20 protein-coding genes are annotated in these 24250 nt (G+C 51.7%); 16 read left to right on the forward strand and 4 right to left on the reverse strand.

Annotation, left to right across the window (positions count from 1 at the left end):
• Positions 1-28 precede the first annotated feature (28 nt).
• From cmoM to EIZ48_RS00750, 10 genes are all read left to right on the forward strand, one after another.
• Complete coding sequence (cmoM, locus tag EIZ48_RS00705) at positions 29-865, forward strand: tRNA uridine 5-oxyacetic acid(34) methyltransferase CmoM (protein ID WP_160648223.1); 837 nt, start codon at positions 29-31, stop codon at positions 863-865.
• Positions 862-2184: a chromosome partition protein MukF gene (gene mukF, locus EIZ48_RS00710; protein WP_075766476.1), complete on the forward strand. Its 1323-nt coding sequence runs from the start codon at positions 862-864 to the stop codon at positions 2182-2184. Before cmoM ends, mukF begins: the two co-directional genes overlap by 4 nt.
• Positions 2165-2896, forward strand: a complete 732-nt coding sequence (gene mukE / locus EIZ48_RS00715; RefSeq protein WP_160648224.1) for a chromosome partition protein MukE — start codon at positions 2165-2167, stop codon at positions 2894-2896. Before mukF ends, mukE begins: the two co-directional genes overlap by 20 nt.
• Positions 2896-7356 carry a chromosome partition protein MukB gene (gene mukB / locus EIZ48_RS00720; RefSeq protein WP_160648225.1) on the forward strand — a complete coding sequence of 1487 codons (4461 nt, stop codon included), beginning with the start codon at positions 2896-2898 and terminating at the stop codon, positions 7354-7356. Before mukE ends, mukB begins: the two co-directional genes overlap by 1 nt.
• Before the next feature lie 294 nt (positions 7357-7650).
• Positions 7651-8685 (forward strand): hypothetical protein, encoded by a 1035-nt coding sequence (locus tag EIZ48_RS00725; RefSeq protein ID WP_160648226.1) that lies wholly within the window; start codon positions 7651-7653, stop codon positions 8683-8685.
• 325 nt (positions 8686-9010) lie between these two features.
• On the forward strand, positions 9011-9796 hold the full coding sequence (locus EIZ48_RS00730; RefSeq protein WP_160648227.1) for a tetratricopeptide repeat protein: 786 nt from the start codon (positions 9011-9013) through the stop codon (positions 9794-9796).
• Positions 9797-10025: 229 nt separating this feature from the next.
• Complete coding sequence (locus EIZ48_RS00735; protein ID WP_075766471.1) at positions 10026-10199, forward strand: periplasmic nitrate reductase, NapE protein; 174 nt, start codon at positions 10026-10028, stop codon at positions 10197-10199.
• Between the two features lie 38 nt (positions 10200-10237).
• A complete protein-coding gene (gene torC / locus EIZ48_RS00740) occupies positions 10238-11422 on the forward strand; it encodes a pentaheme c-type cytochrome TorC (protein WP_160648228.1) in 1185 nt (394 codons plus the stop codon).
• A gap of 21 nt (positions 11423-11443) precedes the next feature.
• On the forward strand, positions 11444-13924 hold the full coding sequence (gene torA / locus EIZ48_RS00745) for a trimethylamine-N-oxide reductase TorA (RefSeq protein WP_160648229.1): 2481 nt from the start codon (positions 11444-11446) through the stop codon (positions 13922-13924).
• Positions 13925-14082: 158 nt separating this feature from the next.
• Positions 14083-14520 (forward strand): group II truncated hemoglobin, encoded by a 438-nt coding sequence (locus EIZ48_RS00750; protein ID WP_160648230.1) that lies wholly within the window; start codon positions 14083-14085, stop codon positions 14518-14520.
• Between the two features lie 84 nt (positions 14521-14604).
• Here the strand turns inward: EIZ48_RS00750 and EIZ48_RS29655 are convergent, their stop codons facing one another.
• Positions 14605-14733 (reverse strand): hypothetical protein, encoded by a 129-nt coding sequence (locus EIZ48_RS29655; RefSeq protein ID WP_275690343.1) that lies wholly within the window; start codon positions 14731-14733, stop codon positions 14605-14607.
• Between the two features lie 88 nt (positions 14734-14821).
• A complete protein-coding gene (gene cuyB, locus EIZ48_RS00755) occupies positions 14822-15532 on the reverse strand; it encodes a cysteate racemase (RefSeq protein WP_075766467.1) in 711 nt (236 codons plus the stop codon).
• Positions 15533-15724: 192 nt separating this feature from the next.
• Between cuyB and EIZ48_RS00760 the strand changes: the two genes are divergently transcribed.
• Positions 15725-16609 (forward strand): LysR substrate-binding domain-containing protein, encoded by an 885-nt coding sequence (locus EIZ48_RS00760; RefSeq protein ID WP_160648231.1) that lies wholly within the window; start codon positions 15725-15727, stop codon positions 16607-16609.
• A 131-nt stretch (positions 16610-16740) separates the two neighbouring features.
• Positions 16741-17511 (forward strand): TSUP family transporter, encoded by a 771-nt coding sequence (locus tag EIZ48_RS00765; protein WP_160648232.1) that lies wholly within the window; start codon positions 16741-16743, stop codon positions 17509-17511.
• On the opposite strand, the gene EIZ48_RS00770 is transcribed toward EIZ48_RS00765, so the two are convergent.
• Complete coding sequence (locus EIZ48_RS00770; protein WP_160648233.1) at positions 17450-18316, reverse strand: LysR family transcriptional regulator; 867 nt, start codon at positions 18314-18316, stop codon at positions 17450-17452. The two genes, EIZ48_RS00765 and EIZ48_RS00770, sit on opposite strands and share 62 nt — an antisense overlap.
• A 96-nt stretch (positions 18317-18412) precedes the next feature.
• Positions 18413-18901 carry a MarR family winged helix-turn-helix transcriptional regulator gene (locus EIZ48_RS00775; RefSeq protein ID WP_075766463.1) on the reverse strand — a complete coding sequence of 163 codons (489 nt, stop codon included), beginning with the start codon at positions 18899-18901 and terminating at the stop codon, positions 18413-18415.
• Between the two features lie 404 nt (positions 18902-19305).
• On the opposite strand from EIZ48_RS00775, the gene EIZ48_RS00780 reads away from it, so the two are divergent.
• From EIZ48_RS00780 to EIZ48_RS00795, 4 genes are all read left to right on the forward strand, one after another.
• Positions 19306-20562 carry an imelysin family protein gene (locus EIZ48_RS00780; RefSeq protein WP_160648234.1) on the forward strand — a complete coding sequence of 419 codons (1257 nt, stop codon included), beginning with the start codon at positions 19306-19308 and terminating at the stop codon, positions 20560-20562.
• Positions 20563-20648: 86 nt separating this feature from the next.
• On the forward strand, positions 20649-22088 hold the full coding sequence (locus EIZ48_RS00785; RefSeq protein ID WP_160648235.1) for a di-heme oxidoreductase family protein: 1440 nt from the start codon (positions 20649-20651) through the stop codon (positions 22086-22088).
• 12 nt (positions 22089-22100) lie between these two features.
• On the forward strand, positions 22101-23111 hold the full coding sequence (locus EIZ48_RS00790) for an imelysin family protein (protein ID WP_160648236.1): 1011 nt from the start codon (positions 22101-22103) through the stop codon (positions 23109-23111).
• A complete protein-coding gene (locus EIZ48_RS00795; RefSeq protein ID WP_192928414.1) occupies positions 23092-24201 on the forward strand; it encodes a DUF1513 domain-containing protein in 1110 nt (369 codons plus the stop codon). Before EIZ48_RS00790 ends, EIZ48_RS00795 begins: the two co-directional genes overlap by 20 nt.
• Positions 24202-24250: the final 49 nt, after the last annotated feature.

Raw genomic sequence — 24250 nt, forward strand, 5'->3', positions numbered from 1 at the left:
TCAACCGCTATCATAACGTAAAGCTGACGTGATCAAAGATCGAAATTTTGACGACCTAGCGCAAAAATTTGCTAAAAATATCTACGGGACAGCAAAAGGCCAAATCAGGCAGACTGTTGTCTGGCAAGATCTTGAGCAAATTTTAGCCTTGCTGGAATCACAAACACCGTTGCATATACTTGATGCAGGCGGGGGGATCGGCCAGCTATCGCAAAAAATTGCTGAGCTGGGGCATCGTGTCACTTTATGTGATCTTTCTGGTGAAATGCTGAAGCTGGCCGAGCAGGAAATTGCCAACAACGGCCTTCTTGAGCAATATCGTCTGGTTCACAGCTCGGTCCAGGAAATTGGCGAGCATTTGAATGAGCCGGCGGACTTGGTGCTATTCCATGCTGTGATGGAGTGGCTGTCCGATCCGAAAGAGGCGCTTGAGCGGTTATTGGAGCAAACCAGGCCCGGCGGGGTTATCTCGGTGATGTTCTACAACTACAACGGACTGCTGTTCAAGAATTTAATTTGTGGCAACCTGACTCATATCGAAGAGGGAATGCCGCACCGCAAGCGCTTTAAGCTACAGCCACAGCAGGCTATCAAGCCGGAAGATGTCTATAGCTGGTTAACCGACGCCGGATTTACCATTCTCGGAAAAACCGGCGTGCGTACCTTCCATGACTATATGCAGACAACCATGGTGGGTGACTACAGTTTTGAACAAGTTCTTGAGATGGAGCAGAAGCTTTGTCGTCAGGAACCTTATTTGTCCCTGGGCCGCTATATCCATGTATATGCCCAGAAACCATCAGACCTGGTGACACCGGCTGATAACGGGACAAGCAACGATAACAGCAATAAGGACAACGGATGAGTGATGTATCCCAGACCGTTCCTGAGTTGGTGAGTTGGGTTAAGCAGCATGAGTTTTCGCTTAACCTGCCAACTGAGCGGCTGGCGTTCTTGTTGGCGATTGCTGTATTAAGCGGCGATCGCTTTGATGAAGAATTAGGGGAAGGGGAGCTGATTGATGCGTTTCGCATTGTAAGCGATATGTTTGATCAGTCTCAGGAAACCCTGGCCTTTCGTGCCAATAACGCCATTAATGAACTGGTTCGCCAGCGCCTGATCACCCGCTTTACCAGCGAGGTGACGGATGGGGCCAGTATTTACCGTCTCAGCCCGCTTGCGCTGAGCATAACCGACTACTACGCCCGTCACCGCGAGTATTCTTCACTGAAACTGTCGATTCAGCTGGCAATGGTTGCCGACGAGATCAACAAGGCAGCGGAAGCTGCGCAGGAAGGTGGCGATGAGAAACACTGGCGCCAGCAGGTCTACGCCGTACTGAAATATTCAGTGGCGGAAATCTTTGACCGGATTGATCTTAACCAGCGCACCATGGATGAGCAGCAGCAACAGGTAAAGCAAGATATTGCCGAGCTGCTGAATCAGGATTGGCGGGCGGCAATCACCAACTGTGAGAGCCTGCTGAACGAAACCTCCAGTACGCTGCGTGAGCTGCAGGATACGCTGCAGGCGGCAGGCGACCAGCTGCAAACCCAGCTGTTGGCTATCCAGGAGGAAATTCAGGGTAACCCGGACTTGGATTTCGTCGACGGGATGATCTTTATCCTGCAGGCCAAGCTTGACCGAATCATCAACTGGGGGCAGCAGGCCATTGATCTGTGGATTGGCTATGACCGCCACGTTCATAAGTTCATCCGTACCGCGATCGATATGGATAAGAACCGTGCCTTCAGCCAGCGCTTGCGTCAGTCGGTCACCGATTATTTCGACGAACCATGGCTGCTGACCTACGCCGATGCCGAGCGTCTGCTGGACATGCGCGACGAGGCGTTGGTGCTGAGAGACGACGAAGTTACCGGTATTGTGCCGGAAGAGATGGAATTTGAAGAGCTCAGCCTGGTGAACGACCAGCTGGCCGACCAAGTTGCTGCAATGCTGCAGACCCATAAAGAAACGGGTGCTGCAATCAACCTAAGTTTGCTTCTTAAAGATTATTTGGCTCAACAACCACATGCGCAGCACTTTGATTTGGCGCGCATTGTGATTGATCAGGCGGTAAGGCTCGGTTACTCGGAGTCGGACTTCAATGCAATACAGCCTGACTGGGAAGCAATCAATGAATACGGAGCCAAGGTACAAGCTAATGTCATCGATAAATATTGAAGAATTTATGCCTGAGAAGCTGGCCAAGGCAATAGCCAACCCGCTTTTCCCGGCACTGGATAATGCGCTACGTTCTGGCCGCCACATCGCCAGCGAAGATTTGGATAACCATGCTCTGCTGATTGAGTTCGAGCAGCCGCTGGTTATGTTTTACAAACGCTATAATGCCGAGTTGGTTCGCGCCCCGGAAGGTTTCTTCTACCTGCGTCCTCGCTCGACGTCACTGATCGGCCGCTCCGTACTGTCGGAAATCGACATGCTGGTGGGCAAGGTACTGTGTTTCCTTTATTTGAGCCCGGAGCGCTTGGCGCACGAAGGGATATTTACCAACCAGGAACTGTTCGACGAGCTACTGGCACTGGCCGACGAGACCAAGCTGATGAAGCTGGTCACCAACCGGGCAACCGGCTCTGATCTCGATCGGGAAAAACTGTTCGACAAGGTCAAAACGTCGTTGCGTCGCCTGCGTCGTATCGGGATGATCATTCCGGTAGGCGAGAATGGCAAATTCCGCATCAGCGAGGCGGTATTCCGTTTTGGTGCCGATGTCCGCACTGGCGATGATGTACGTGAAGCCCAGCTGCGTCTGATCCGTGACGGTGAAGCGGTGGTGGTTCACCAGCAGGAGCCAAGCCAGTCTAGCCTGTTGGATGCAACGGGCGAGCAAGAAACAGAACAAGCCGAGCATGACGGACAGGAGGGCGAAGCCTGATGGAACGCGGTAAGTATCAATCGCTGACAATGGTCAACTGGAACGGCTTCTTTGCCCGCACCTTTGACATTGATAATTTGGTGACCACTCTGTCGGGTGGTAACGGTGCCGGTAAGTCGACAACGATGGCGGCATTCATTACATCTCTGATCCCGGATCAGAGCCTGCTGCACTTCCGAAATACGACGGAAGCCGGCAGCTCGAACGCCTCGCGCGACAAGGGCCTGCACGGTAAGCTGAAGCCGGGTGCCTGTTATGCGGCGCTGGATGTGGTTAACTCCAAGAAGCAACGCATCATCTTCGCGGTCAAGCTGCAGCAAGTGGCCGGTCGTGACAAGAAAGTGGATATTAAGCCATTTATTATCCAGGGCCTGCCATCGGATATTAAGCCAACCGAAGTCCTGGTCGAAACCTTGTCTGACAATCAGGCGCGGGTTCGCCAGATCAATGAAGTCAAAGAGATTGCCGCCGAGTACGAAGGGACCCATTTCAAAGCCTTTAACTCGGTGACGGATTACCATGCCCAGATGTTCGAGTTTGGTGTCCTGCCGAAGAAATTACGCAACAGCAGCGATCGTTCCAAATTCTATCGTCTGATTGAAGCCTCGCTGTACGGTGGTATCTCGAGTGCGATCACCCGCTCACTGCGTGACTACCTGCTGCCGCAAAATACCGGGGTGAAGAAAGCCTTCCAGGATATGGAAGCGGCACTGCGCGAGAACCGGATGACGCTGGAAGCGATTAAGCTTACCCAGAACGACCGTGACCTGTTTAAGCATTTGATCACCGAGGCGACCAACTATGTTGCTGCGGACTATATGCGCCATGCCAACGAGCGCCGCCAGAAGCTGGAAAAGACCCTGAGCCTGCGTGGCGAACTGCTGGGTTCGCGTAAGGTGTTGGATGATCAGCAAACATCGATGATCAACATGACCGGCGAGCTGGATGAACTGACAGAGCGTGAAGGCGCGCTGGAGCAGGATCATCAGGCAGCGTCGGATCACCTGCAGCTGGTTCAGACCGCAGTCCGTCAGCAAGAGAAGATTGAACGCTATCGCGAGGATCTTGAAGAGCTGACTGAGCGCCTGGAAGAGCAGGTGATGGTGGTTGAAGAAGCGGCCGAACAGCTGGCGATGGCTGAAGAGCAGTCGCTGCTGAGCGAAGAGGAAGTCGACAGCCTGAAAACTCAGCTGGCGGACTACCAGCAGGCGCTGGATATGCAGCAGACTCGTGCCCTGCAATATCAGCAGGCGGTACAGGCGCTGGAGAAAGCCCGCGATCTGTCCGGTGATCATCAGTTACTTGCAGATCAGGCGGTGCCTTACCTGTCTCAGCTCAAGCAGGAGCAGGAAGTACAGACCACAGCGCTGCTGGCCCTGAAACACAAGCTGGATATGTCTTCGGCTGCGGCCCAGCAGTTTGATAAAGGCCTGCAAATTGTCACAACCATTGCCGGTGTGGTTGATCGTGCCCAGGCAGGTGATAAGGCGCGCGAGCTGATTGCACATGCCCGCCAGCTTCGTGCCGTTGCTGATCGTGGTGAACAGCTCAAGGCACAATACCGTGACCTGGAGCGCAGTGTGCGCAACCAGCGTCAGGCGACCGAGTTGGCCGAAACTTATGCCAAGCGTTTTGCCGTTACTGTCGACAGTGAGCTGGCACTGGCTGAAGAGCAGGCCCGTCACGAAGCGACGCTGGAAAGCCTTGAGCAACAGCAAGAGGTATTGGTTGAGCAGCGTGGCGAGTTTCGTCGTCAGGAGCAGCAGCTGTCTGCACAAATTTCGTCGCTAGAGGCATCGGCACCGGCCTGGATTGCGGCATCAGATGCACTGGAAAAATTGTCTGAGCAGTCTGAGCGCGAGCTGTTTGACAGCCAGGCGGTGATGGATGCGATGCAGCTGACACTGGATAAGGAGCGTGAGGCCTCGTCAAAGCGCGACCAGTTGGCGGCACGCAAGACGCAGCTGGAGCTGGATATCGAGCGCCTGGCACAGCCGGGCGGTAGCGATGATTCTCGCCTGCGCGCATTGGCAGATACGCTTGGCGGTAGCCTGCTGTCAGAAATTTATGACGACATTACCCTGGCTGATGCCCCGTACTTCAGTGCGATGTACGGCCCGGCGCGCCACGCAATTGTGGTGCCTGATCTGAAGGGCATCAAAGACAAGCTGGTGGCGTTGGATGACTGTCCGGATGATTTGTATATCATCGAGGGGGATGCCGACTCGTTTGATGACAGTGGTTTTGACGTTGACGAATTGGAGGAGGCTGTTTGTGTTCACCTGAACGACCGTCAGCTGCGATACTCTCGTTTCCCGAAAGTCCCGCTATTTGGCCGAGCTGCCCGCGAGCAGCGTCTTGAGCAGCTGCGTGAGGAACGCGAGCAGGTTGTCGAGGATCACGCCAAGGCCGCGTTTGATTCGCAAAAGCTGCAGCGTCTGTATCAGAGCTTCAATAGCTTTGTTGCCACGCACATGGCCGTTGCCTTTAATGCCGATCCGGAAGCAGGGTTGAAAGCGGCGCGTGACAAGCGTAACCAGATCACTCGTAGCCTGTCAGACTCCGATGCGACCGAGCAGCAGCAACGCAGCCAGCTGACGGCAGCGCGTGAGGGGCTGGCGCTGTTGGGCAAGCTGACACCGGTTGTTAACCTGCTTGAAGACGACACCCTGACAGCGCGCTTTGAAGACGTTGAGCAGCAGCTGTCTCAGCTTGATGAGGCACGTAACTACCTTGACCGACATGGTAAGGCTGTAGTGGAACTGGAAGGGCTGGTATCTGCACTGGATGCCGATCCGGAGCAGTTTGATGCCCTGCAGGCTCAATACGAGCAGGCTGACAACACTTTGCAGTCGCTGAAAACCAAAATCTTTGCGATTGCGGACCTGGTTGAACGTCGCCACCACTTTAGCTATGCCGATTCAGTTGAGCTACTTAACAAGAGCTCGGAGCTTAATGAGCAGTTGAAGGCGAAATTGGTTGCGGCAGAACGCGAGCGTACCCGCAGCCGTGATGCGCTGAAGCAGTCACGTGCCCAGGCCAACCAGTACAACCAGTTGATGGCATCGCTCAAGAGTTCCCATCAGGCGAAGCTGGAAACGGTTCAGGAGTTTGAACGTGAGCTGCAGGAACTGGGTGTCCGTGCTGATCTTGAAGCCGAAGAACGTGCCCGCCTGCGCCGTGACGAGCTGAACGAGCGCCTGCACAGCTCCCGTACCCGTCGCAGCCAGCTGGAAAAAGCAATCACCTCGATTGAGCTGGAGATGAAAGCGCTGGTTAAGCGTCTGCGTAAAGTCGGCAAGGAATACCAGGAAATCCGCAAGCTGGTGGTAACTGCCAAGGCCGGTTGGTGCGCGGTGTTGCGTCTGGCGCGCGAAAGCGATGTCGAACGTCGCCTGCACCGTCGCGAGATGGCTTACATGTCTGCCGACGAGCTGCGCTCACTATCGGATAAGTCGCTGGGGGCATTGCGTCTGGCAGTGGCTGATAACGAGGAATTGCGCGATGCGCTGCGTGCGTCGGAAGATGTTTCGCGTCCTGAGCGTAAGGTTCTGTTCTATATTGCCGTCTACCAGCATCTTCGCGAGCGTATCCGTCACGATATTATTCGCACCGATGATCCGGTCGAGGCGATCGAAGAGATGGAAGTCGAGCTGGCTCGCCTGAGCGAAGAACTGACGGCCCGCGAACAGCGTCTGGCGATCAGTTCTGACTCGGTGGCGAATATTATCCGCAAGACAATCCAGCGAGAGCAAAACCGTATCCGTATGCTGAACCAGGGTCTGCAGAACATTGGTTTTGGTCAGGTGAAAGGCGTTCGCCTGAATGTCAAAGTGCGTGATACCCATGAGGCACTGCTGAGCGGTTTGGCGGAGCAGCAGGATCAGCATCAGGATCTGTTCGGCAACCATCGCCTGACGTTCTCCGAAGCGATTGCCAAACTGTTCCAGCGCCTGAACCCGCATATTGAGATGGGTCAGCGCTCGCCGCAGATCATGGGCGAAGAGCTGCTTGATTACCGTAACTACCTTGAACTTAGCATTGAGGTAAACCGTGGTACAGATGGCTGGCTACAGGCCGAATCTGGTGCGCTATCGACCGGTGAGGCAATCGGTACGGGCCAGGCAATCCTGCTAATGGTTGTCCAGAGCTGGGAAGAAGAGTCTCGTCGTTTGCGCGGAAAAGAGATCATACCGTGTCGTCTGTTGTTCCTCGATGAGGCTGCCCGACTGGATGCAAAATCTATCGCAACGCTGTTCGAGCTGTGTGAGCGTTTGGACATGCAGCTGTTGATTGCGGCTCCGGAGAATATCAGTCCTGAAAAAGGCACCACCTACAAACTGGTTCGTAAGATCTTCAAAGATCGCGAGCATGTTCATGTGGTTGGCTTGCGCGGTTTTGGCCAGGAGCCAAAATCCCAGGGCAATATCCAGGAAATGCTCGAGCTTGACCTAGCGTAACCGACGTAGCCAAGCCCAGAAACTGATGAGAAGACCGGAGAGATCCGGTCTTTTTTTATGGCACAATTTTATTGATTTCTCTGTCGGCACAGGTTCATTTTTGACCTTATGTCTTGTTACTAAGAACCTCATCTCATTACTTAATTACGTTACCGATAAATTATTTGCGGTGCTATTAGCCTCTAAAATTTTAACTGTTGGAATCGGCCATCCAGAATAACAAGCCAAACTGAGCGGCGGCCCGCGAATGCGTTTGGTCACGGCCAATTTATACATTGTCGTAGGGGTGTAGAGATGAGAAATATAATATTAACGATGCTCGCCACGTTAGTGGTGGCTGGGTGCGGAGGCTCGTCTGGGGATTCAGGTTCGGCAAATGCAACCCCGGGTTCGGGGAGCGGAGAAGTACCGGTTTCAGTAGGGGTGTCAAAACCGCCAACAGAAGTGCCTGAAGTGCCGGGTGACGGCGATCAGCTACAGGCTTGTGTGGCAATTCAGAGTGTCAAGCTAACCAACCTAGCCGGCGAGATTGTCGAGTGGACCACAAGAAGCATGAACGGAGAAGTAAAAAGCTCTGAGCAATGTATTCCTGAAGGCTCGGAGATCCCGGTTTATGATGACGGCACACCGAAGTTTATCGTGATCGATTTGCATGATATCACCGGTGTTGATCTGGTTGACCTGATTTCGGAGCAGCTGGTTCCTGTCGGTGAATATGTCAGCATGGCATTGTCACTCGCAAGGGGTGAATACGAATTCCTTGATGATTTACCTGTTAATGTACCTATTGATGAATTTATGGGAGTGCCTTACTCCTATGTCGGTAGCTGGGTCGATAACAAGGTGATTGATGATGATCTGACGTTCGACGGTTTGAATATCAATATCAATGCCCCTGAAAAGTTTGTAATGACGTTTGACTTCAGGAGTATGTTCAAGCTGGTTGAGAATGCCTATAAGTTCAAGCAAGAAGCATTTCAGCTGCTGAATGAAAACCTATCAGGTAGCATTTTTGGTGACATTGACCTTTCGTCATGTCCTACAACTGATAATGCCTATGTCTATCTTTATGAATCCAATGATGAGCAGGAGAAGTACGGCGATCTTGGATCGAATGAATACACGCCGACCATGACGGCCAAGGTCACAGACGAAAATAATTACTCAATGCCATACGTTCCCGCGGGAAATTATGATGTGGTGTTAGTGTGTGATGGCCTGCTTGATTTGCCGGATCAGATTGACCTTGATATCGATCTGGATGGTGACTCGCCGAAGTATACCGATCAACAGCTTGCCAGTGGTGAAGACAAATACCTACCGTTGTAATTGTGAGCCATCGAACAGTGGCGCAGTGAAGCCGTCAGCGAGGGCTGGCGGCTTTGCCATCATGGTGGTAGCAGAATAATCTTTGTAGATTCAGCTTTGGTTAAGCATATATCGGTAGTTTATATGGTGGAAGAACACGATCTATCTCTCATTATCAACAATACGCTACTAACTATTTTTAAATATAACTCTCTGAGCTGACATCGAATAATCGAAAATGTCGGTCATTTCAGTCATTGTTGCCTATCTTTTGCAGGTTGTTTTTTAATCATCACTTCTATAGATTTCAATCAACACCACGAAGCTAGATGAAAGAGAACCTAATATGCCTGCAGTAATGACCCTTAAAAAAGTTGTTTTCGGTGCCGTGCTCGGCCTTGCTGTAGTCGGCTACGGAACAGCCCAGGCCTCTGTAACGACATCTCCTGAGAATCACCTGTTATCAACCTTAAATTATGTCGAGCTAGAAGCCGAACAGGGCGATAAAAATATGCAGCTTTTTCTGGGACGAGCTTATCTTGAAGGCTCAAACGGCCTGAGAGCTGACCCGATGAAAGGCATGTACTGGTTGGAAAAAGCGGCAGTCGATATGCCGGAAGTAAAGACCATGATTGGTGACCTGTTTAAAGCGGGTCAAGTGCTGCCCAAAGATAACCTTCGTGCTGTTCAGTGGTACATGGAAGCGGCCAAAGAAGGTGACGTACCGGCGATGGTTGAGCTTGGTGCCTACTATGCATCAGGTGCTACCGGTAAAGTAGACTGCGGCAATGCGATTAAATGGTTTAACGAAGCGTCCAACGGTGGTTCGCTAGAGTCTAAGCGTAATCTGGTATGGCTGTATGCGACGTGTTCAGACGAGCGTATGCGTGATGGCGAGCGTGCCCTGAAATTGGCCAAGCAAGTGCTGAAGCGTACAGGAACAGGTGATGCGGGTGACTATGATAATCTCGCTGCGGCCTATGCTGCATGCGGTGAGTTCCGCCAGGCTATCGAAGCTCAGGAAGTGGCCATCGAAAAGCTGGAAGAAACCAACACCCAGCGTTATGTCAAATTTGAAAATCGCCTGAAGCTATATCAGCAGCACCAGACTATCTACATGGCGTCGCTATAATCGGATATTGGCTATAATCGAATACTGAAACTTTAAAAGCCTGCTTCTCTGAAGCAGGCTTTTTGCTTTCTGATTAACCGTATTTTTGCCGTCGTTTGGTGTTCGGGTAAATAGACAGGGCGGATCATTCTATTGAAGTGCAATTGATATCCTTAACTATACTTTGTGGTGCACTACCTCTTTGGCTGTAGACAAAGAGGATAATCATAAAAATGATGGGATGTTAGCAATGAATAACTCAGAACCTGTTGATACTCAAGACAGAGCAAAATATGAGTGGCAATCCTTCCTGTTTATTGTCATTTTTCTCTTCCCTATCCTGTCCGTTGTCCTTGTCGGTGGCTACGGTTTTATTGTCTGGGCAATGCAGGCATTTTTCATCGGTCCCCCCGGCCACGGTTAATACGCCCTCAGCAGTTAAGTTAACGAAAAGGTGGTCTTATGATTAGCTTGATAAATAAACTGTGGGCGACGTTTTGGCGTCCGGCAGTGCATATTAGTTTAGGTGTGTTGAGCCTGGGTGGTTTCATTGCCGGGATTATATTCTGGGGGGGCTTCAATACCGCGCTTGAGTTTACCAATACCGAGAAATTTTGTATCGGTTGTCATGAAATGCGCGACAACGTTTATGAAGAACTGCAGGCGACAGTGCATTGGTCAAACCATTCTGGGGTGAGGGCTACTTGCCCAGATTGTCATGTTCCCCATAACTGGACAGATAAAATCGCCCGTAAGATGCAGGCCAGCAAGGAAGTGTTCGGGGCAATTTTCGGTACCATTAATACCCGCGAGAAGTTTCTGGAAAAACGGCTGGAGCTGGCCAATCACGAATGGAAACGTTTTTCGGCCAACGGCTCGCTGGAGTGCAAAAACTGTCATAACTACGACAGCATGAAGTGGGAAGAAATGTCCGATCTTGCCAAAGTCCAGATGAAACAGGCAGCCGAGCGGGACCAGAGCTGTATGGACTGTCATAAGGGAATCGCCCATGAGCTGCCGGGTAATATGGAGGCTTCCGGCGGTATGGTCTCCGAGCTGGTTCAGAAAGCCAACAATACCAGTTACTCGGAAGGTGAGAGTTACTTCAGCGTTCGTTACTTGCCAATGTACGAAGACGAAGCGCTGACGGTGGATGGTGGCCAGCTGAATCCGGCTTCTGAGGTGAAAGTGGTGCAGGTTAAGGATAATGCGATTCAGGTTGAGATTGCGGGCTGGCGGAAAACCAAGGGTTTTGGTCGGGTGATCAACGAAGACTTTGGCCTCAATATTCCAACGGCGGCGTTGAGCAAGGATGTTGCACTCAGTGATGCATTAGTCGAAAAGTTTGAAGAGAAAGAAGACGATCTCACCGGACTCGGCTGGCAGCGGATCAGTGTCAAACTGTGGATGCCGAAAGAATCTCTGATGGAGGATGTCGAAGAAATTTGGGCGGTCGCGGGCCCGGCTTACAAAGACAACTGTAGTGTCTGTCATACCCAGCCTGCCGAGAATCACTTCGATGCCAATACCTGGCCGGGTATGTTCAACGGGATGCTGGCATTTGTGAACCTGGATAACGATAGTGAGGCGCTGGTACTTAAGTATCTGCAGAAGCATTCATCAGATTTCTCTGATGGCGGTCATTAAGAGGCAAGTGAGGGGGAAACCATGTCATTAAGTCGACGTAAGTTCTTAAAAGGCCTAGCGACAACCTCGGCTGTGTCTGTTATTGGCCCGAGCCTGCTTGTTCAGGCAGCAAGAGCGGCAACAGAAGAGGCATCACCGTATACGGCCGACGGAGTCTGGAAAGTCTCGGGTTCCCATTGGGGAGCGTTCCGGGCCCATATCTATAACGGCAAGGTTACTGAGATAAAACCGCTCGAGAGAGACAAGTATCCGACGGATATGATCAACGGGATTAAAGGTATTATCTATAGCCCGTCACGGGTGCGTTATCCGATGGTTCGCCTCAACTGGCTGAAGAAGCACAAATACAGCGGTGATACGCGCGGTAATAATCGTTTTGTCCGGGTAACCTGGGACGAGGCGCTGGATCTGTTCTATCAAGAACTGGAGCGGATCCAGAAAGACTACGGTCCGTGGGCGCTGCATGCAGGAATGACCGGGTGGCGGCAAACCGGCCAGTTTCACAGCTGTGGTAACCATATGCAGCGGGCCGTGGGAATGCACGGCCGCTTTATGACCAAGGTCGGGGACTATTCCACCGGGGCCGGACAGACGATACTTCCTTATGTACTCGGGTCAACCGAAGTCTATGCCCAGGGCACTTCATGGCCGGACATACTGGCCAACAGCAAAACAATTATCCTGTGGGCCAATGATCCGGTCAAAAATACTCAGGTAGGCTGGCAGTGCGAGACCCATGATTCCTACGGCTATTATGAGCAGCTTAAAGACAAAGTGAATAAAGGGGAGATCAAAGTGATCTCCATCGATCCCGTGCGCTCGAAGACCCAGAACTATTTGGGCTGTGATCAGCTCTATGTTAACCCACAAACCGATCTGCCGATGATGCTGGCGGTTGCACACACCTTATATAAAGAAGCGCTCTACGATAAGAAGTTTATCGAGACCTATGCTCTGGGTTTTGATGAATTCATCCCTTATGTGCTGGGTGAAACCAAGGACAAAGTCGAAAAAACGCCGGAATGGGCCGAGCCGATTTGCGGTGTGAAGGCCGATCAAATACGGGAGCTGGCACGGCTGATGGCCAAAGATCGGACTCAGCTGATCTTCGGTTGGTCAATCCAGCGTCAGCAGCATGGTGAGCAGCCGTACTGGATGGGTGCGGTTATCGCGGCGATGCTGGGACAAATCGGTTTGCCTGGCGGAGGTGTGTCGTACTCTCATCATTACAGCGGAGTCGGAATTCCTCCGACTGGCGCGTCGGGCCCGGGCGGCTTTCCGCGAAATGTTGATGAGGGTAAAAAGCCCAAGTGGGATAACGATGACTTTAAGGGCTACAGCAGTACCATTCCTGTAGCGCGTTGGATTGATGCGATTTTAGAGCCTGGCAAGGAGATCAACTACAACGGCAGCAAGGTTAAGCTGCCCGAGACCAAAATGCTGGTAGTCAGTGGCTGTAACCCCTGGCATCACCACCAAGACAGGAATCGGATGAAAACAGCCTTTCAAAAGCTGCAGACAGTCGTGACCATTGAGTTTGCCTGGACGGCTACCTGCCGTTTCTCCGATATTGTGTTGCCGGCCTGCACCCAGTTTGAACGTAACGACATCGATCTCTATGGTGCTTATTCGGCATCCGGTATTTTGGCGATGCACAAGCTGGTGGATCCTTTGTATCAGTCGAAAACGGACTTTGAAATCTTTACCGAGCTTTGCCGCCGTTTTGGCCGCCACAAGGAATATACCCGCGGCATGGATGAAATGGAGTGGGTAAGACAGCTCTATGATGAATGTCGCGAGGCCAACAAGGCAAACTTTGAGATGCCGGAGTTTGATAAATTCTGGGCTGATGGTGTGGTCGATTTCGGGGAAGGCAAGAATTTTGTCCGTCATGCCGACTTCCGTCAGGATCCCGAAATTAACCCGTTGGGAACACCGTCGGGATTTATCGAGATCTTCAGCCGTAAAATAGACCGCTTTGGTTACGAGCACTGTCAGGGACACCCTATGTGGTTTGAAAAGGCGGAGCGCTCGCACGGCGGCCCGAAATCGGACAAGTTCCCGCTCTGGCTTCAGTCTTGCCATCCCGATCAGCGTTTGCACTCTCAGATGTGTGAGTCAGAAGAGTACCGGGCAACCTATACTGTCCAGGGTAGGGAACCTATATATATCAGCCCTGAAGATGCCAAACAGCGCGGAATCAGTGACGGTGATCTGGTCCGGGTTTATAACGATCGCGGTCAACTGCTGGCCGGTGCCAGGGTGTCGGATGACTATCCAACCGGTGTGGTGCGTATTCACGAAGGGGCCTGGTACGGGCCGCTGAACGAAAAGCTTGGTGCGATTGATACCTATGGCGATCCGAATACCTTGACAATGGATGTCGGCTCGTCGGAATTGGCGCAGGCGACTTCTGCCAACACGGTTGTGGTGGAAATGGAGAAGTTCGAAGGCGAAGCGCCGCCTGTCACCTCGTTTGGTGGTCCGATTTACGAGAGTTAATGACCGTGCCGGAAAGGGCTGCTGTGTGGTAGCTCTTTATCGGTGGTTGCTCGATTGGTTATGGCGAGGGCACCGTTCTGTGATCATTCTATTAATGATGGCGATGGGCCTTGCTATACAATGAATCGGTACATTAATAATAAGTAGTAAGAAGTAACATGAAGCCTCAACAAGAAGATATTTCCGCAGTAAGTAAACCCACTGCACCTGTATACGGTGTTGGAGACAGTACCCTGCAAGCCGCCGGTGGCGAAGCGGGCGTTAAGAAGCTGGTCGAAGCATTTTACGAGTATATGGACACTCTGCCAGAAGCCGAAATAATCCGGGCAATGCATGCCGAGGATTTGACCGAATCAAGAGAAAAGCTGACGACATTTCTGGTCGGCTGGATGGGAGGCCCGTCTCGCTATGCTGAAAAATACGGCAGTATGAATATCCCCGGCGCCCACCGCCACCTGGCGATTGGGGTGGCTGAAAAAGAAGCCTGGTTGCTTTGTATGCAAAAGGCTCTGGATGATCAGGGGTACGAGGAAGTGTTCAAGCGCTATGTGATGGTGCAGTTATCATTTCCGGCTGAGATGTGCCGGAATCGATAACCCGGAATCAGCATCTGTAAAATGGCAAACAGGCGGGGTATTGCTACTCCACCTGTTTGATTGCTTCAGCTTTGATTGCTTTAGTTACGTATTGTCCCAGTGTTGGCGAAAGAATTCGTCTATCGCTTCAATGGCCTTTTCGACAAATTCATCCCAGTCATAGGGCTGAATTCTTCTCGCCTCGTTAAGTGTATGTCGGGCAAAACTGGCCATATTCTCTGCCTTCAGCTAATGCCGTATTTTATGTTGTGGCATTAGTAAGTATAACAGTTCCGTCGTTTGCTAAAGCGAAACAGCGTGTCTAGGCGACGAGCTCTGGAGCGTCTTCCTGCGCCCATTGAATACATTGCTCCGCTAGGATATCGAGTGAATCCAGACAGCATTCAGGGCGGGACTGAGTCTGCTCAGCCAGCGCAACAGGAATTTCGGTACAGCCAAAGATGACGGCTTCCGCACCGCGCTCCAGCATTGCCTCAAATACGGGCAGCATTAGTTGCTTGCCGAGTTCGACGTCGCCGGCTTTGACGGCATAAATGCCATCCATCACAGCCTGCTGCTCAGACTCAGATGTTTCGAGGGCATTGATCTGCTGCTGGGCCAGTTTGGACTGGTACATCCGAGTCATCATGGTTGCGGTTGTGGCAAGTACACCCACCTGGCGGTATTGGCGTTCTTTGGCTTCATTCACGACACTGTCGATAATGCTGATAGTGTGGACATTACACAGTTGGGTCAGGCGGGGATACCAGTAATGAGCCGTATTGCAGGGCATAACAATGCATTCGGCGCCAGCTTGCTGCAGCTGCTCCATTCCCTGTTTCAGGACCGGGAAGGGATCTTCACCATTGCTGATCAGGTAAGCGGTGCGGTCTGGTATCTGCGGGTTATTACTAACAAGCATCGGAATATGCTGCTGATCATTGTGAGCAGGTGTTCGAGAAATAATCTTTTGCATAAATTCAACCGTTGCCAATGGCCCCATGCCACCAAGAATTCCTAATTTTCTGCTCATGCTCTCATTCCTGCAGTACTTTTAACTGTGTTTACTATAAGACGAGGCTATTTTGATGAGAAATGCCGTTGCTGGGACTGTCATGCCTGATCGGTATGGGTAATTGTCAAAACTGTGATCGCTGGTGGTTGAAATGTGTCTGTCTAATTATACGGCTTCGTTATACTGCATTTTTTCCCTACGCAAATAGTTATGAATATAGAAAGTAAGTGGCTGGAAGATTTTCTCGCTCTCGCTGATGTTCGGAATTTCTCGCAGGCCGCGCAGATCCGCAATGTGACCCAGCCCGCTTTTAGTCGCCGAATCAAAGCCCTGGAACAGACTGTCGGGGCTGAGTTGATTGACAGAAGCAAGACACCGGTTGCCCTGACCCCAAGTGGCCGTCTGTTCCGGATCACGGCCCGTACCCTGATTAATCAAATGATGGACGGCGTTGGCCAATTGTCGGATTTATCCAAGCTGGGCGGCAATATAGTCCGCGTTGCCGCGGCGCACTCGCTGGCAACCAACCTTGTGCCTTCTATTCAGCCCAAGTTGCTGGCCGGCAAGCACAGTCCGCTATTGAGTGTTGAGGCTATTGATGTTGATCAGGCGATTGAAGAGCTGCAGGAAGGGGGCTGTGACATACTGCTGGCTTTTGACGATGAGCTGCTAAGGTTGCCGCCGTACCAGTCTTTGCAGATTGGACAGGCTGAATTGCTACCGGTCTGCGCATGCGATAGCGATGGCCAGCCGCTCTATCAGATCAGTAACAACAAGGAGCTTCCCTGGCTGGCTTATAGCCCGAGTTCCTATATGGGACGGCAGGTAGAAGCCATTCGTGACCAGGTGAACCTGAAGGCAGTGTTTCTGTCGTCAATGACCGATTTGCTGAAAGTACTGGTCTTGCAGGGGCAGGGCGTGGCCTGGTTGCCGGATTACGCAATACAGGATGAGCTGGCGAGAGGCAAAGTGGCGGTCGTCGGGGAGCCGCACTTAAGGCTGCCCATCACTTATTATGCTTACCGGTATCAGGCCCGTCTCCACCCGGCAGGCGAACAGGTCTGGCAGACACTCCGTACCCTGATTAATCAGTAATACATCAAGTTACACCTTGTATGCACTGATTCCTATCGGGAATAGGTTGTCGTCCTATGTTTCGCTATTCCTGATCAGGCCGCAATGATAACTTTCACGCTCATTATGTATGGCTGAAGAGATATAGCTACATGGATTTTTCGTACGATATTATTGCCTTGTTGTTTTTGGTGGCAGGGTTGGCCGGGTTTATTGACGCAATTGCCGGTGGCGGTGGATTGTTGACCGTTCCGGCACTGCTGGCCGCAGGTGTGCCTCCGACCCAGGCACTGGCGACAAACAAGCTACAGGGGGCATTCGGGAGCTTTTCAGCCTCATTATATTTTGTGCGAAATGGCCTGGTGAACTTGAGCCAGATGCGAAATGCGATTGGCTGTACCTTCGTCGGTTCGGCAATCGGGGCTGAACTTGTCCAGCGTATTGAGGCCGGCGTACTGACAAGCCTGATCCCTGTCTTGCTGGTGTGTATTTCACTCTATTTTTTGCTGGCACCTCAGGCTGGCAAGGGAGGCGGGGCACCTAAGCTATCGGACAATGCGTTTGCCCTGACCGTCGGTGCCGGTGTCGGCTTTTATGATGGCTTTTTTGGCCCGGGAGCCGGCTCCTTGTTCACCGTCGGCTTTGTTGTCATTGCCCAGTTGGGACTGGTTGAAGCGACAGCCAGAACAAAAGTGCTTAACTTCACCTCAAATTTTGCTGCGCTGTTATTTTTTATTTTTGCCGGGTTGCCGGTTTGGGAAATTGGCCTGGTGATGGCAGTAGGTGGCTTTTTGGGAGCCCGTATTGGTGCCAGGGTTGTGGTGACTAAAGGTAGAAAGCTTATTCGACCGATGGTGGTGATTATTTCGATGGTGATGGCGGTGAAGCTGTTGTTGGAACAACATCCGCAATGGTTTCAATAAGCGTACGGATCCGCGCTGACTGATAGCTGCTTTGTCGGTAGCAAAGGTGTACCGGACGGGTGAGCTCATCAAGAAAATCAAAATGGTGACAAAATGCCGGATCTATCTTTAGCGTTTTGACGATAGAGGCCGGTACGAGCGCAGGGGCCACGCCTCCCAGTGCCAGCTGGGCTGCGGCCGTGTAGGAGTCCATCTCCATCAAGGGAACAATACCGACTTTTTGAAGCAGGCTGGCCTGATTGGCGTTGGCCGGATTTTGAAAGTCATTGACCAGCAGGGCTTGCGGCGTTTGCGGCAGGGGCTGGTGGCTGATCACCGCAAAGGGTTCATCGAAAAGATGGCGGGCAGCCAGCCCGTGCTGCGGTGGCAGGTGACCGGCACAAAAGCCGATGGTCGCCTCTCCCGATTGTACTTTTTCGACAATGACCGGGGTATGGTGGGTTGCAATGGAAATGTAGGGGTCGGTCTTAATATAGTTACCCATCATTTCGCCAAGGTAACCGGCTACCAGGGTTTCTGAGCATTCAAGGGTGATGATGGTGTGGTCCTGGAAGCTCTGCTGATCAAAGATCAGCCCTTTGATTTCTTTATAGCTGGGGCCGATATTGTCAATTAGGGCGACGGCGTCTACGGTCAGTTTTATCCGGCGGCCGGAAGGCTCAATCAGCTTCTTTCCCAACTTTTTCTCTAGCCTTGCAATACGTTTGCTGACGGCGCTCTGACTGATATACAGAGAGCTGCCGGCTTTGCTCATGGTCCCTTCTTTAGCCAGTACCAGCAGGGTTTCTATGCCTTCAAGTAACATAGCTGTACTCCATGATTAAGATGGTGAGTGACTAAGTGGGCAGACAGGATGGGCATAAAGTTTGGAGCAAATAGCCGGCAAGCCGGCTATTTGACACTAGGGGGCTATTTCTTCTTGCTTGGTGATACTACCGACTTCCAGTACTGCGGCAACATCAAGGTGTTCAGCGTTCATCATGGAAGAGATCCGCTGTACGGATGATAACAGCAGCGACTGCTCCCACTCTTCAAGCTCCTGAAAGCGGGAAACAAAGTTCTCCTGAAGCGGAAGCGGTGCTTTGGCAAGCACTTCTTTGCCGGTTTCTGTCAGGTAAGCATGTACTTTTCGCTTATCTAGCTTGCTTCGTTCACGAACGACCAGCTCACGTTTTTCCAAACGGTCAAGAATCGTCGTTGCCGTCGCCTGGCTCATGTTTGTGTTGTTTGATAGCTGGCGAATGGTGACTTCACCTGAGTCACGAATCGCTCGCATCAAAACTAATTGAGGCCCCGTGAGTCCTGCGACTTTATTGAGTTTTCTCGAGTGTAAATCGATAGCTCGAATAATTTGTCGAAGGGCAATGAGGACTTCTTCGTGCTTGTCCATTTAACTCTCCCAAATTAGTGTCGCGAAGGTACATCAATATTGATAAACATTAAAGGCTTAGTTGCTGTAAACACGACAAAACCGTGGTTCTTCAACCTCATTATCGTCGCCAAGGACCATTAACTCAACGAAAGGGCACTTGGGGAGGCCTCGATTGATAGTGTTTTGTGTCAATTGAAGAACAATCAGAATCTTGGATATGTTAGCAAAGTGCGCGGAATTTAGACAGCGCGGCATCTTTTGGTTATTTAATTGAGCGGTATGGTTATTTTTTTTATTCATGAAGTGATTAGTTATTCCCAAATGTAAAAATCATGGCTATCATGCGTGAATAAAAATGATTATCACTAACATACGTATTAGTGATTATGGTAAAGCAGCTCATATAAAGGACGTAACTCACAATGAATAATAAATTCACTCGCAACCTTATTGCGGCGTCATTACTGACACTTCCAGTTTTCGCGCAGGCGGCACCAACTAAAGCAGAGGTTGTCGAGCATTACGCCGATCTGGCTCACAGCGTATTTAGTGACTCTCTGATCACAGCGAAGTCATTGGACAAAGCACTTGACGCACTTATCGCCAACCCATCGGAAGCAAACCTTGCCAAAGCGCGTGAAGCGTGGAAAGCGGCACGTGTACCGTACCAACAGTCTGAAGTATTCCGTTTCGGTAATGCGATTGTCGATGATTGGGAAGGACAACTTAATGCCTGGCCGCTTGATGAGGGCCTGATCGATTACGTTGCTGATGATTATCAGTATGAGCTGGGCAATGAAGGCGCGCAGGCTAACATCATCGGTAACGAGTCACTGCAAGTCGGCAATGCCAAGATTGATGTGAAAAAAATCACACCTGAACTACTGGCCGAGCTGAATGAGCTGGGCGGTTCTGAGGCGAACGTTGCAACCGGTTATCACGCTATCGAATTCCTACTTTGGGGGCAGGATCTCAATGGCACTGGCAACGGTGCCGGTGAGCGTCAGTACACTGACTTCGCCTACGGTGAAGCGTGTACCAATGGTGGCTGTGAACGTCGTCGTGATTACCTGAAGGCGGCTTCTGAGCTGCTGCAGGCCGATTTAAGCTGGATGGAACAGCAGTGGTCTGCTGACGTCGCGTCTAACTACCGTACCGAACTGTTGGCTGATTCGGCAGACAACGGTTTACGTAAAATGCTATTCGGTATGGGCTCTCTTTCTCTGGGCGAGCTGGCCGGTGAGCGTATGAAGGTTGCGCTAGAGGCGAACTCTACCGAAGACGAGCACGATTGTTTCTCTGACAACACTCACTACTCCCACTACTATAACGAGCAAGGTATCTACAACGTATATACCGGTACCTATATGCGCGTGAACGGAACGCTGGTTTCTGGTCCAAGCATTCATGATCTTGTCGAGAAGAAAGACAAGCAGGCTGCGAAAGAGATCCAGGCTGAGTTTGACCGTGCCCGTAGCCAGGTTTATACCCTGGTTCAATCTGCAGAAAAGCAAAATCAACATTTTGATCAGCTGATTGCATCTGGCAACAAGGAAGGTAATGCCCTGGTCGGAAAATCTATCATGGCGCTGGTTAAGCAGACGGCAGAAATTGAGCGTGCAGCCTCTATTATCGGTGTTAGTAACCTGAACCCGGATACGGCTGATCACCAGTTTTAATTATCAGAAACACCTGATAACCACAATTAATTGAAAGGGGCTCGGTCGAGCCCTTTTGTCGTCATATAAAAATGAGTGTGTGAGCTATGAAGTTGTATTTTGCCGCAGCGTTTCTTTCTTTGTCTGCAATTTCTACTGTCGCTAATGCCCAAGATTCTAATGCCGGTTCTGCGCCAGAAAAGCCGGATCCAAGTGTGATTAAAGCGTTGAAGTCGGGAGGGGATACCACAGTCAAAAAATCGGGGCCGAACGCATTTTCGTTGCCAGCAGGTAACCTGCCTTTGTCAAAGCGCCTTGATTTCAGCGTTGGTAACAGTTTCTTCCGTAATCCATGGGTTCAGGCTCCGGCAACGACCGATGCCCGTGATGGCTTAGGGCCATTGTTCAATACCAATGGTTGCCAGAACTGCCATATAAAGGACGGTCGGGGTCATCCGCCTGAGCCGGGCGACAGTAATGCGGTTTCGATGCTGGTTCGCCTCAGTATCCCTGCCATGACCGCTGAGCAAAAGAAAGCCGTGATCACCGATGGTGTAATTCCGGAACCAACCTATGGTGGTCAGCTTCAGGATTTCTCCATTTCTGGGGCCAGGCCGGAAGGGCAGATCAAACTTACCTATAGCGATGTGCCAGTGACCTTCGCCGATGGCGAAGTGGTGACTTTGCGTAAGCCTGAACTGGCGATTACAGAGCTGAACTACGGCCCGCTTCATTCCGATGTGTTGATGTCGGCCCGTATTGCCCCGCCGATGATCGGGCTTGGCCTGCTCGAGCAGATCCCGGAGGCGACTTTGGTGGCAATCGCGAGGGAGCAGGAAAATGCGGCCCAGGGTGTGTCCGGCAAGTTAAATAAAGTCTGGGATGTTGAGAAACAGCAACTGGTAACCGGTCGTTTTGGCTGGAAAGCCGGCCAGCCTACGCTGATGCAGCAAAATGCCGCCGCATTCAATGGTGACGTTGGTCTGACAAGCAACCTGTTCCCAAATGAAAATTGTACTTCTCAGCAGTCGATATGCAATGAGCTTCCAGATGGCGGAAAACCAGAAGTCAGTGACAATGTGCTGGATTTTGTCGAGTTTTACTCACAGCACCTGGCGGTGCCTTCACGCCGTAATGTTACTGATCCGCGAGTGATGAAAGGCGAAGCCATTTTCGCAGAAGTCGGGTGCGATAGCTGCCACCGCAGCCAGATTACTACCGCTAAAAATGCCGAGCTGCCGGCACTGTCCGAGCAGTTAATTAATCCGTACACCGATTTGCTGTTGCACGATATGGGCGAGGGACTGGCCGATAATCGCGGTGAGTATTTGGCCAACGGTCGTGAATGGCGAACAGCGCCACTGTGGGGAATCGGTTATACCGAGGAAGTTAACGGTCACACTAACTTCCTGCATGACGGCAGGGCGAGAACCTTGATGGAAGCTGTGCTGTGGCATGGCGGAGAGGCCCAGCAAAGCCGTGACAAAGTGCTGACATTGTCGAAAACGGACCGAGATGCCCTGATTGCATTTCTGCAGTCATTGTAAAAGGAAGCGGACATGAAACTATCAGTAACATCGTTATCAGCGGTTGCAATCGCAATGGCTGTTACCGGGTGTAATGATCAGCAGCAAAGCATGACCGGTACGATTCATCAGCAGCACCTGCAGGCGGCGGAGCTGTTTGCAGATGCCTCTCGTCAGGTCAATAGTGAGCTCACCGCCTTATGTCAGTCTTATGATGAGAATCAACTGGAGGCCGCCCGTCAATCCTGGCAGCAGGTGATGCACAGGTGGATGGCACTGCAGGGGCGCGAGAAAGGCAGTGAAGAGGCGTTGGCGCTAAGCTGGCAAATCCAGTTCTGGCCTGACAAGAAAAATACAACCGGACGCAAGCTTAACCAGCTACTGAAGCAGGATACAGAATGGACGGCAGCCGATATTGCTGAGCAAAGTGTTGCGGTACAGGGGCTGGGGGCTGTTGAGTGGTTCTTGTATGAAAAGCCGACATTGCTGCAAAGCGGCAAGGGATGTCAGCTGGCGGAAGCTGTCGGGGATCGTCTGCAGCAAAGTGGCGAGCAACTGACGAAAGCGTGGCGGCCAAATCCGTGGCAGCAGTTAACGCCGCAGATGGCCCTCGGTGAGTATCTGGGTGCACTGAACAACCAGCTTGATTACAGTATGAAGAAACTGACCCGTCCGCTAGGAAAGCCGGGGGCGCCCAAGATCTATCAGACTGAATCTTGGCGCTCGCAGACTTCGCTTGGCAACCTCAAGATCAATGTGGAAGCGATGCAGCAGCTTTATATGGCTGATGGCAGGGGGCTTGATGCGTTATTACGCCAGCGTGGTTATGGCGTAACGGCCGATCAGATCAGCAATCGTTTTGCCTCCTTGCTGGAAAGTTGGCCTGAAACGGACGCGATGGTACCGATGTTGAAGACCAAAGAAGGCTACCGCGAGTTGCTGAATATTTACAACGGGCTGGAATATATCCAGATCGCGCTGCAGGATGATGTAGCAGCAGAGTTGGGTATAGTGGTGGGGTTCAATGCAACCGATGGTGACTGATTATACTCGCAGGAAACTGCTACGGACGGCGTTGGGGGCGATGGCAGTCGTCCCGGCAGCCGGCTTGCTGTCGGCCTGCTCGACGGGTGCGACAGCACAGCGTCTGACACCGAAGCTCATCGGGTGCAGCCGTACTCCTGTTGGTGGTTACAGTGTGGTTGTTGCCAGCCAGGATGGCCTGCCGATATATCAATTCGCGCTACCGGGTCGTGGACACGGCATTGCTATACAGCCTAACGGTACCTTGGCGGCGGCGTTTAGTCGTCGTCCGGGGCAGTACTTGCAAGTATTCGATTATCAGGGCGGGCAAGAGTGGCCGATCAGGGTCGCCGATCCCCAGCGCCATTATTATGGTCATGGCGTGTTCTCGGCAGATGGCAATTATCTCTATGCGACCGAAGGCGTTAAGACCAGTAGCGAAGGGGTGATTGGGGTCTATGACGTTAAGGCCGGGATGGCCAAGGTTGCCGAGTTTACGGGATTTGGTATCGGCCCTCATGAAGTCGTGTTAGCCGATGAGCATACGCTGGCTATTGGTGTTGGCGGAGTACACACCCAGGGGAGAAAGCCACTCAATCTGGATTCAATGCAGCCGGCGCTGGTGTATCTTGATGTTCAAACCGGCGGCGTGCTGGAACGCGTTGAGCTGGAGGATAAACGGCTCAGTATCCGTCACCTGAGTGTCACGGATACCGGTGAAATCGCCTGCGGGCAGCAATACCGCGGCGAGCCTGAACAGGCTGCCCCTCTGGTGGCGCTGCATCGTCGTGGCCAGCCGTTGCGACATCTTAAGGCTGACGATGAACATTGGTTGAGATTCAACCACTATGTGGCCAGTATTGCCAGTGTCGATGGCTATTTGCTGGCGACCTCCCCGCGGGGAAATTGTTATGGTATCTGGCATGAGGCGAGCATGGAGCTGGTTGAGATCAAACCCCTGATTGATGCCTCCGGTGTCGGTGTGATTGATGGCGAGTGGTTGGTCGGCTCGGGCTCAGGAAAAGTGCTGACAATTACCCCGCCCAAGCAAGTTCGTGCCTACCAAAGCCCGGTTATGTGGGATAACCATTGGAACGTCTTGCCAAGTTAATGCCTTTTTCCAGTCTTTTGTAAAAATAATTTGGCTATCTCCAATAGAG

This window comes from Photobacterium alginatilyticum, from assembly GCF_009910675.1.
GTDB classification, from domain to species: domain Bacteria; phylum Pseudomonadota; class Gammaproteobacteria; order Enterobacterales; family Vibrionaceae; genus Photobacterium; species Photobacterium alginatilyticum.

Bases quoted from the DNA above. Each gene is read 5' to 3' on its own strand.
- EIZ48_RS00750 (WP_160648230.1), top strand. From the start codon at position 14,083: ATGAAGCCTCAACAAGAAGATATTTCCGCAGTAAGTAAACCCACTGCA.
- torA (WP_160648229.1), top strand. From the start codon at position 11,444: ATGTCATTAAGTCGACGTAAGTTCTTAAAAGGCCTAGCGACAACCTCG.
- EIZ48_RS00730 (WP_160648227.1), top strand. From the start codon at position 9,011: ATGCCTGCAGTAATGACCCTTAAAAAAGTTGTTTTCGGTGCCGTGCTC.
- EIZ48_RS00765 (WP_160648232.1), top strand. From the start codon at position 16,741: ATGGATTTTTCGTACGATATTATTGCCTTGTTGTTTTTGGTGGCAGGG.
- mukE (WP_160648224.1), top strand. From the start codon at position 2,165: ATGTCATCGATAAATATTGAAGAATTTATGCCTGAGAAGCTGGCCAAG.
- EIZ48_RS00735 (WP_075766471.1), top strand. From the start codon at position 10,026: ATGAATAACTCAGAACCTGTTGATACTCAAGACAGAGCAAAATATGAG.
- EIZ48_RS00795 (WP_192928414.1), top strand. From the start codon at position 23,092: ATGCAACCGATGGTGACTGATTATACTCGCAGGAAACTGCTACGGACG.
- EIZ48_RS00770 (WP_160648233.1), bottom strand. From the start codon at position 18,316: ATGTTACTTGAAGGCATAGAAACCCTGCTGGTACTGGCTAAAGAAGGG.
- EIZ48_RS00785 (WP_160648235.1), top strand. From the start codon at position 20,649: ATGAAGTTGTATTTTGCCGCAGCGTTTCTTTCTTTGTCTGCAATTTCT.
- EIZ48_RS00790 (WP_160648236.1), top strand. From the start codon at position 22,101: ATGAAACTATCAGTAACATCGTTATCAGCGGTTGCAATCGCAATGGCT.
- EIZ48_RS00760 (WP_160648231.1), top strand. From the start codon at position 15,725: ATGAATATAGAAAGTAAGTGGCTGGAAGATTTTCTCGCTCTCGCTGAT.
- EIZ48_RS00775 (WP_075766463.1), bottom strand. From the start codon at position 18,901: ATGGACAAGCACGAAGAAGTCCTCATTGCCCTTCGACAAATTATTCGA.
- torC (WP_160648228.1), top strand. From the start codon at position 10,238: ATGATTAGCTTGATAAATAAACTGTGGGCGACGTTTTGGCGTCCGGCA.
- EIZ48_RS00725 (WP_160648226.1), top strand. From the start codon at position 7,651: ATGAGAAATATAATATTAACGATGCTCGCCACGTTAGTGGTGGCTGGG.
- EIZ48_RS00780 (WP_160648234.1), top strand. From the start codon at position 19,306: ATGAATAATAAATTCACTCGCAACCTTATTGCGGCGTCATTACTGACA.
- mukF (WP_075766476.1), top strand. From the start codon at position 862: ATGAGTGATGTATCCCAGACCGTTCCTGAGTTGGTGAGTTGGGTTAAG.
- mukB (WP_160648225.1), top strand. From the start codon at position 2,896: ATGGAACGCGGTAAGTATCAATCGCTGACAATGGTCAACTGGAACGGC.
- cuyB (WP_075766467.1), bottom strand. From the start codon at position 15,532: ATGAGCAGAAAATTAGGAATTCTTGGTGGCATGGGGCCATTGGCAACG.
- EIZ48_RS29655 (WP_275690343.1), bottom strand. From the start codon at position 14,733: ATGGCCAGTTTTGCCCGACATACACTTAACGAGGCGAGAAGAATTCAG.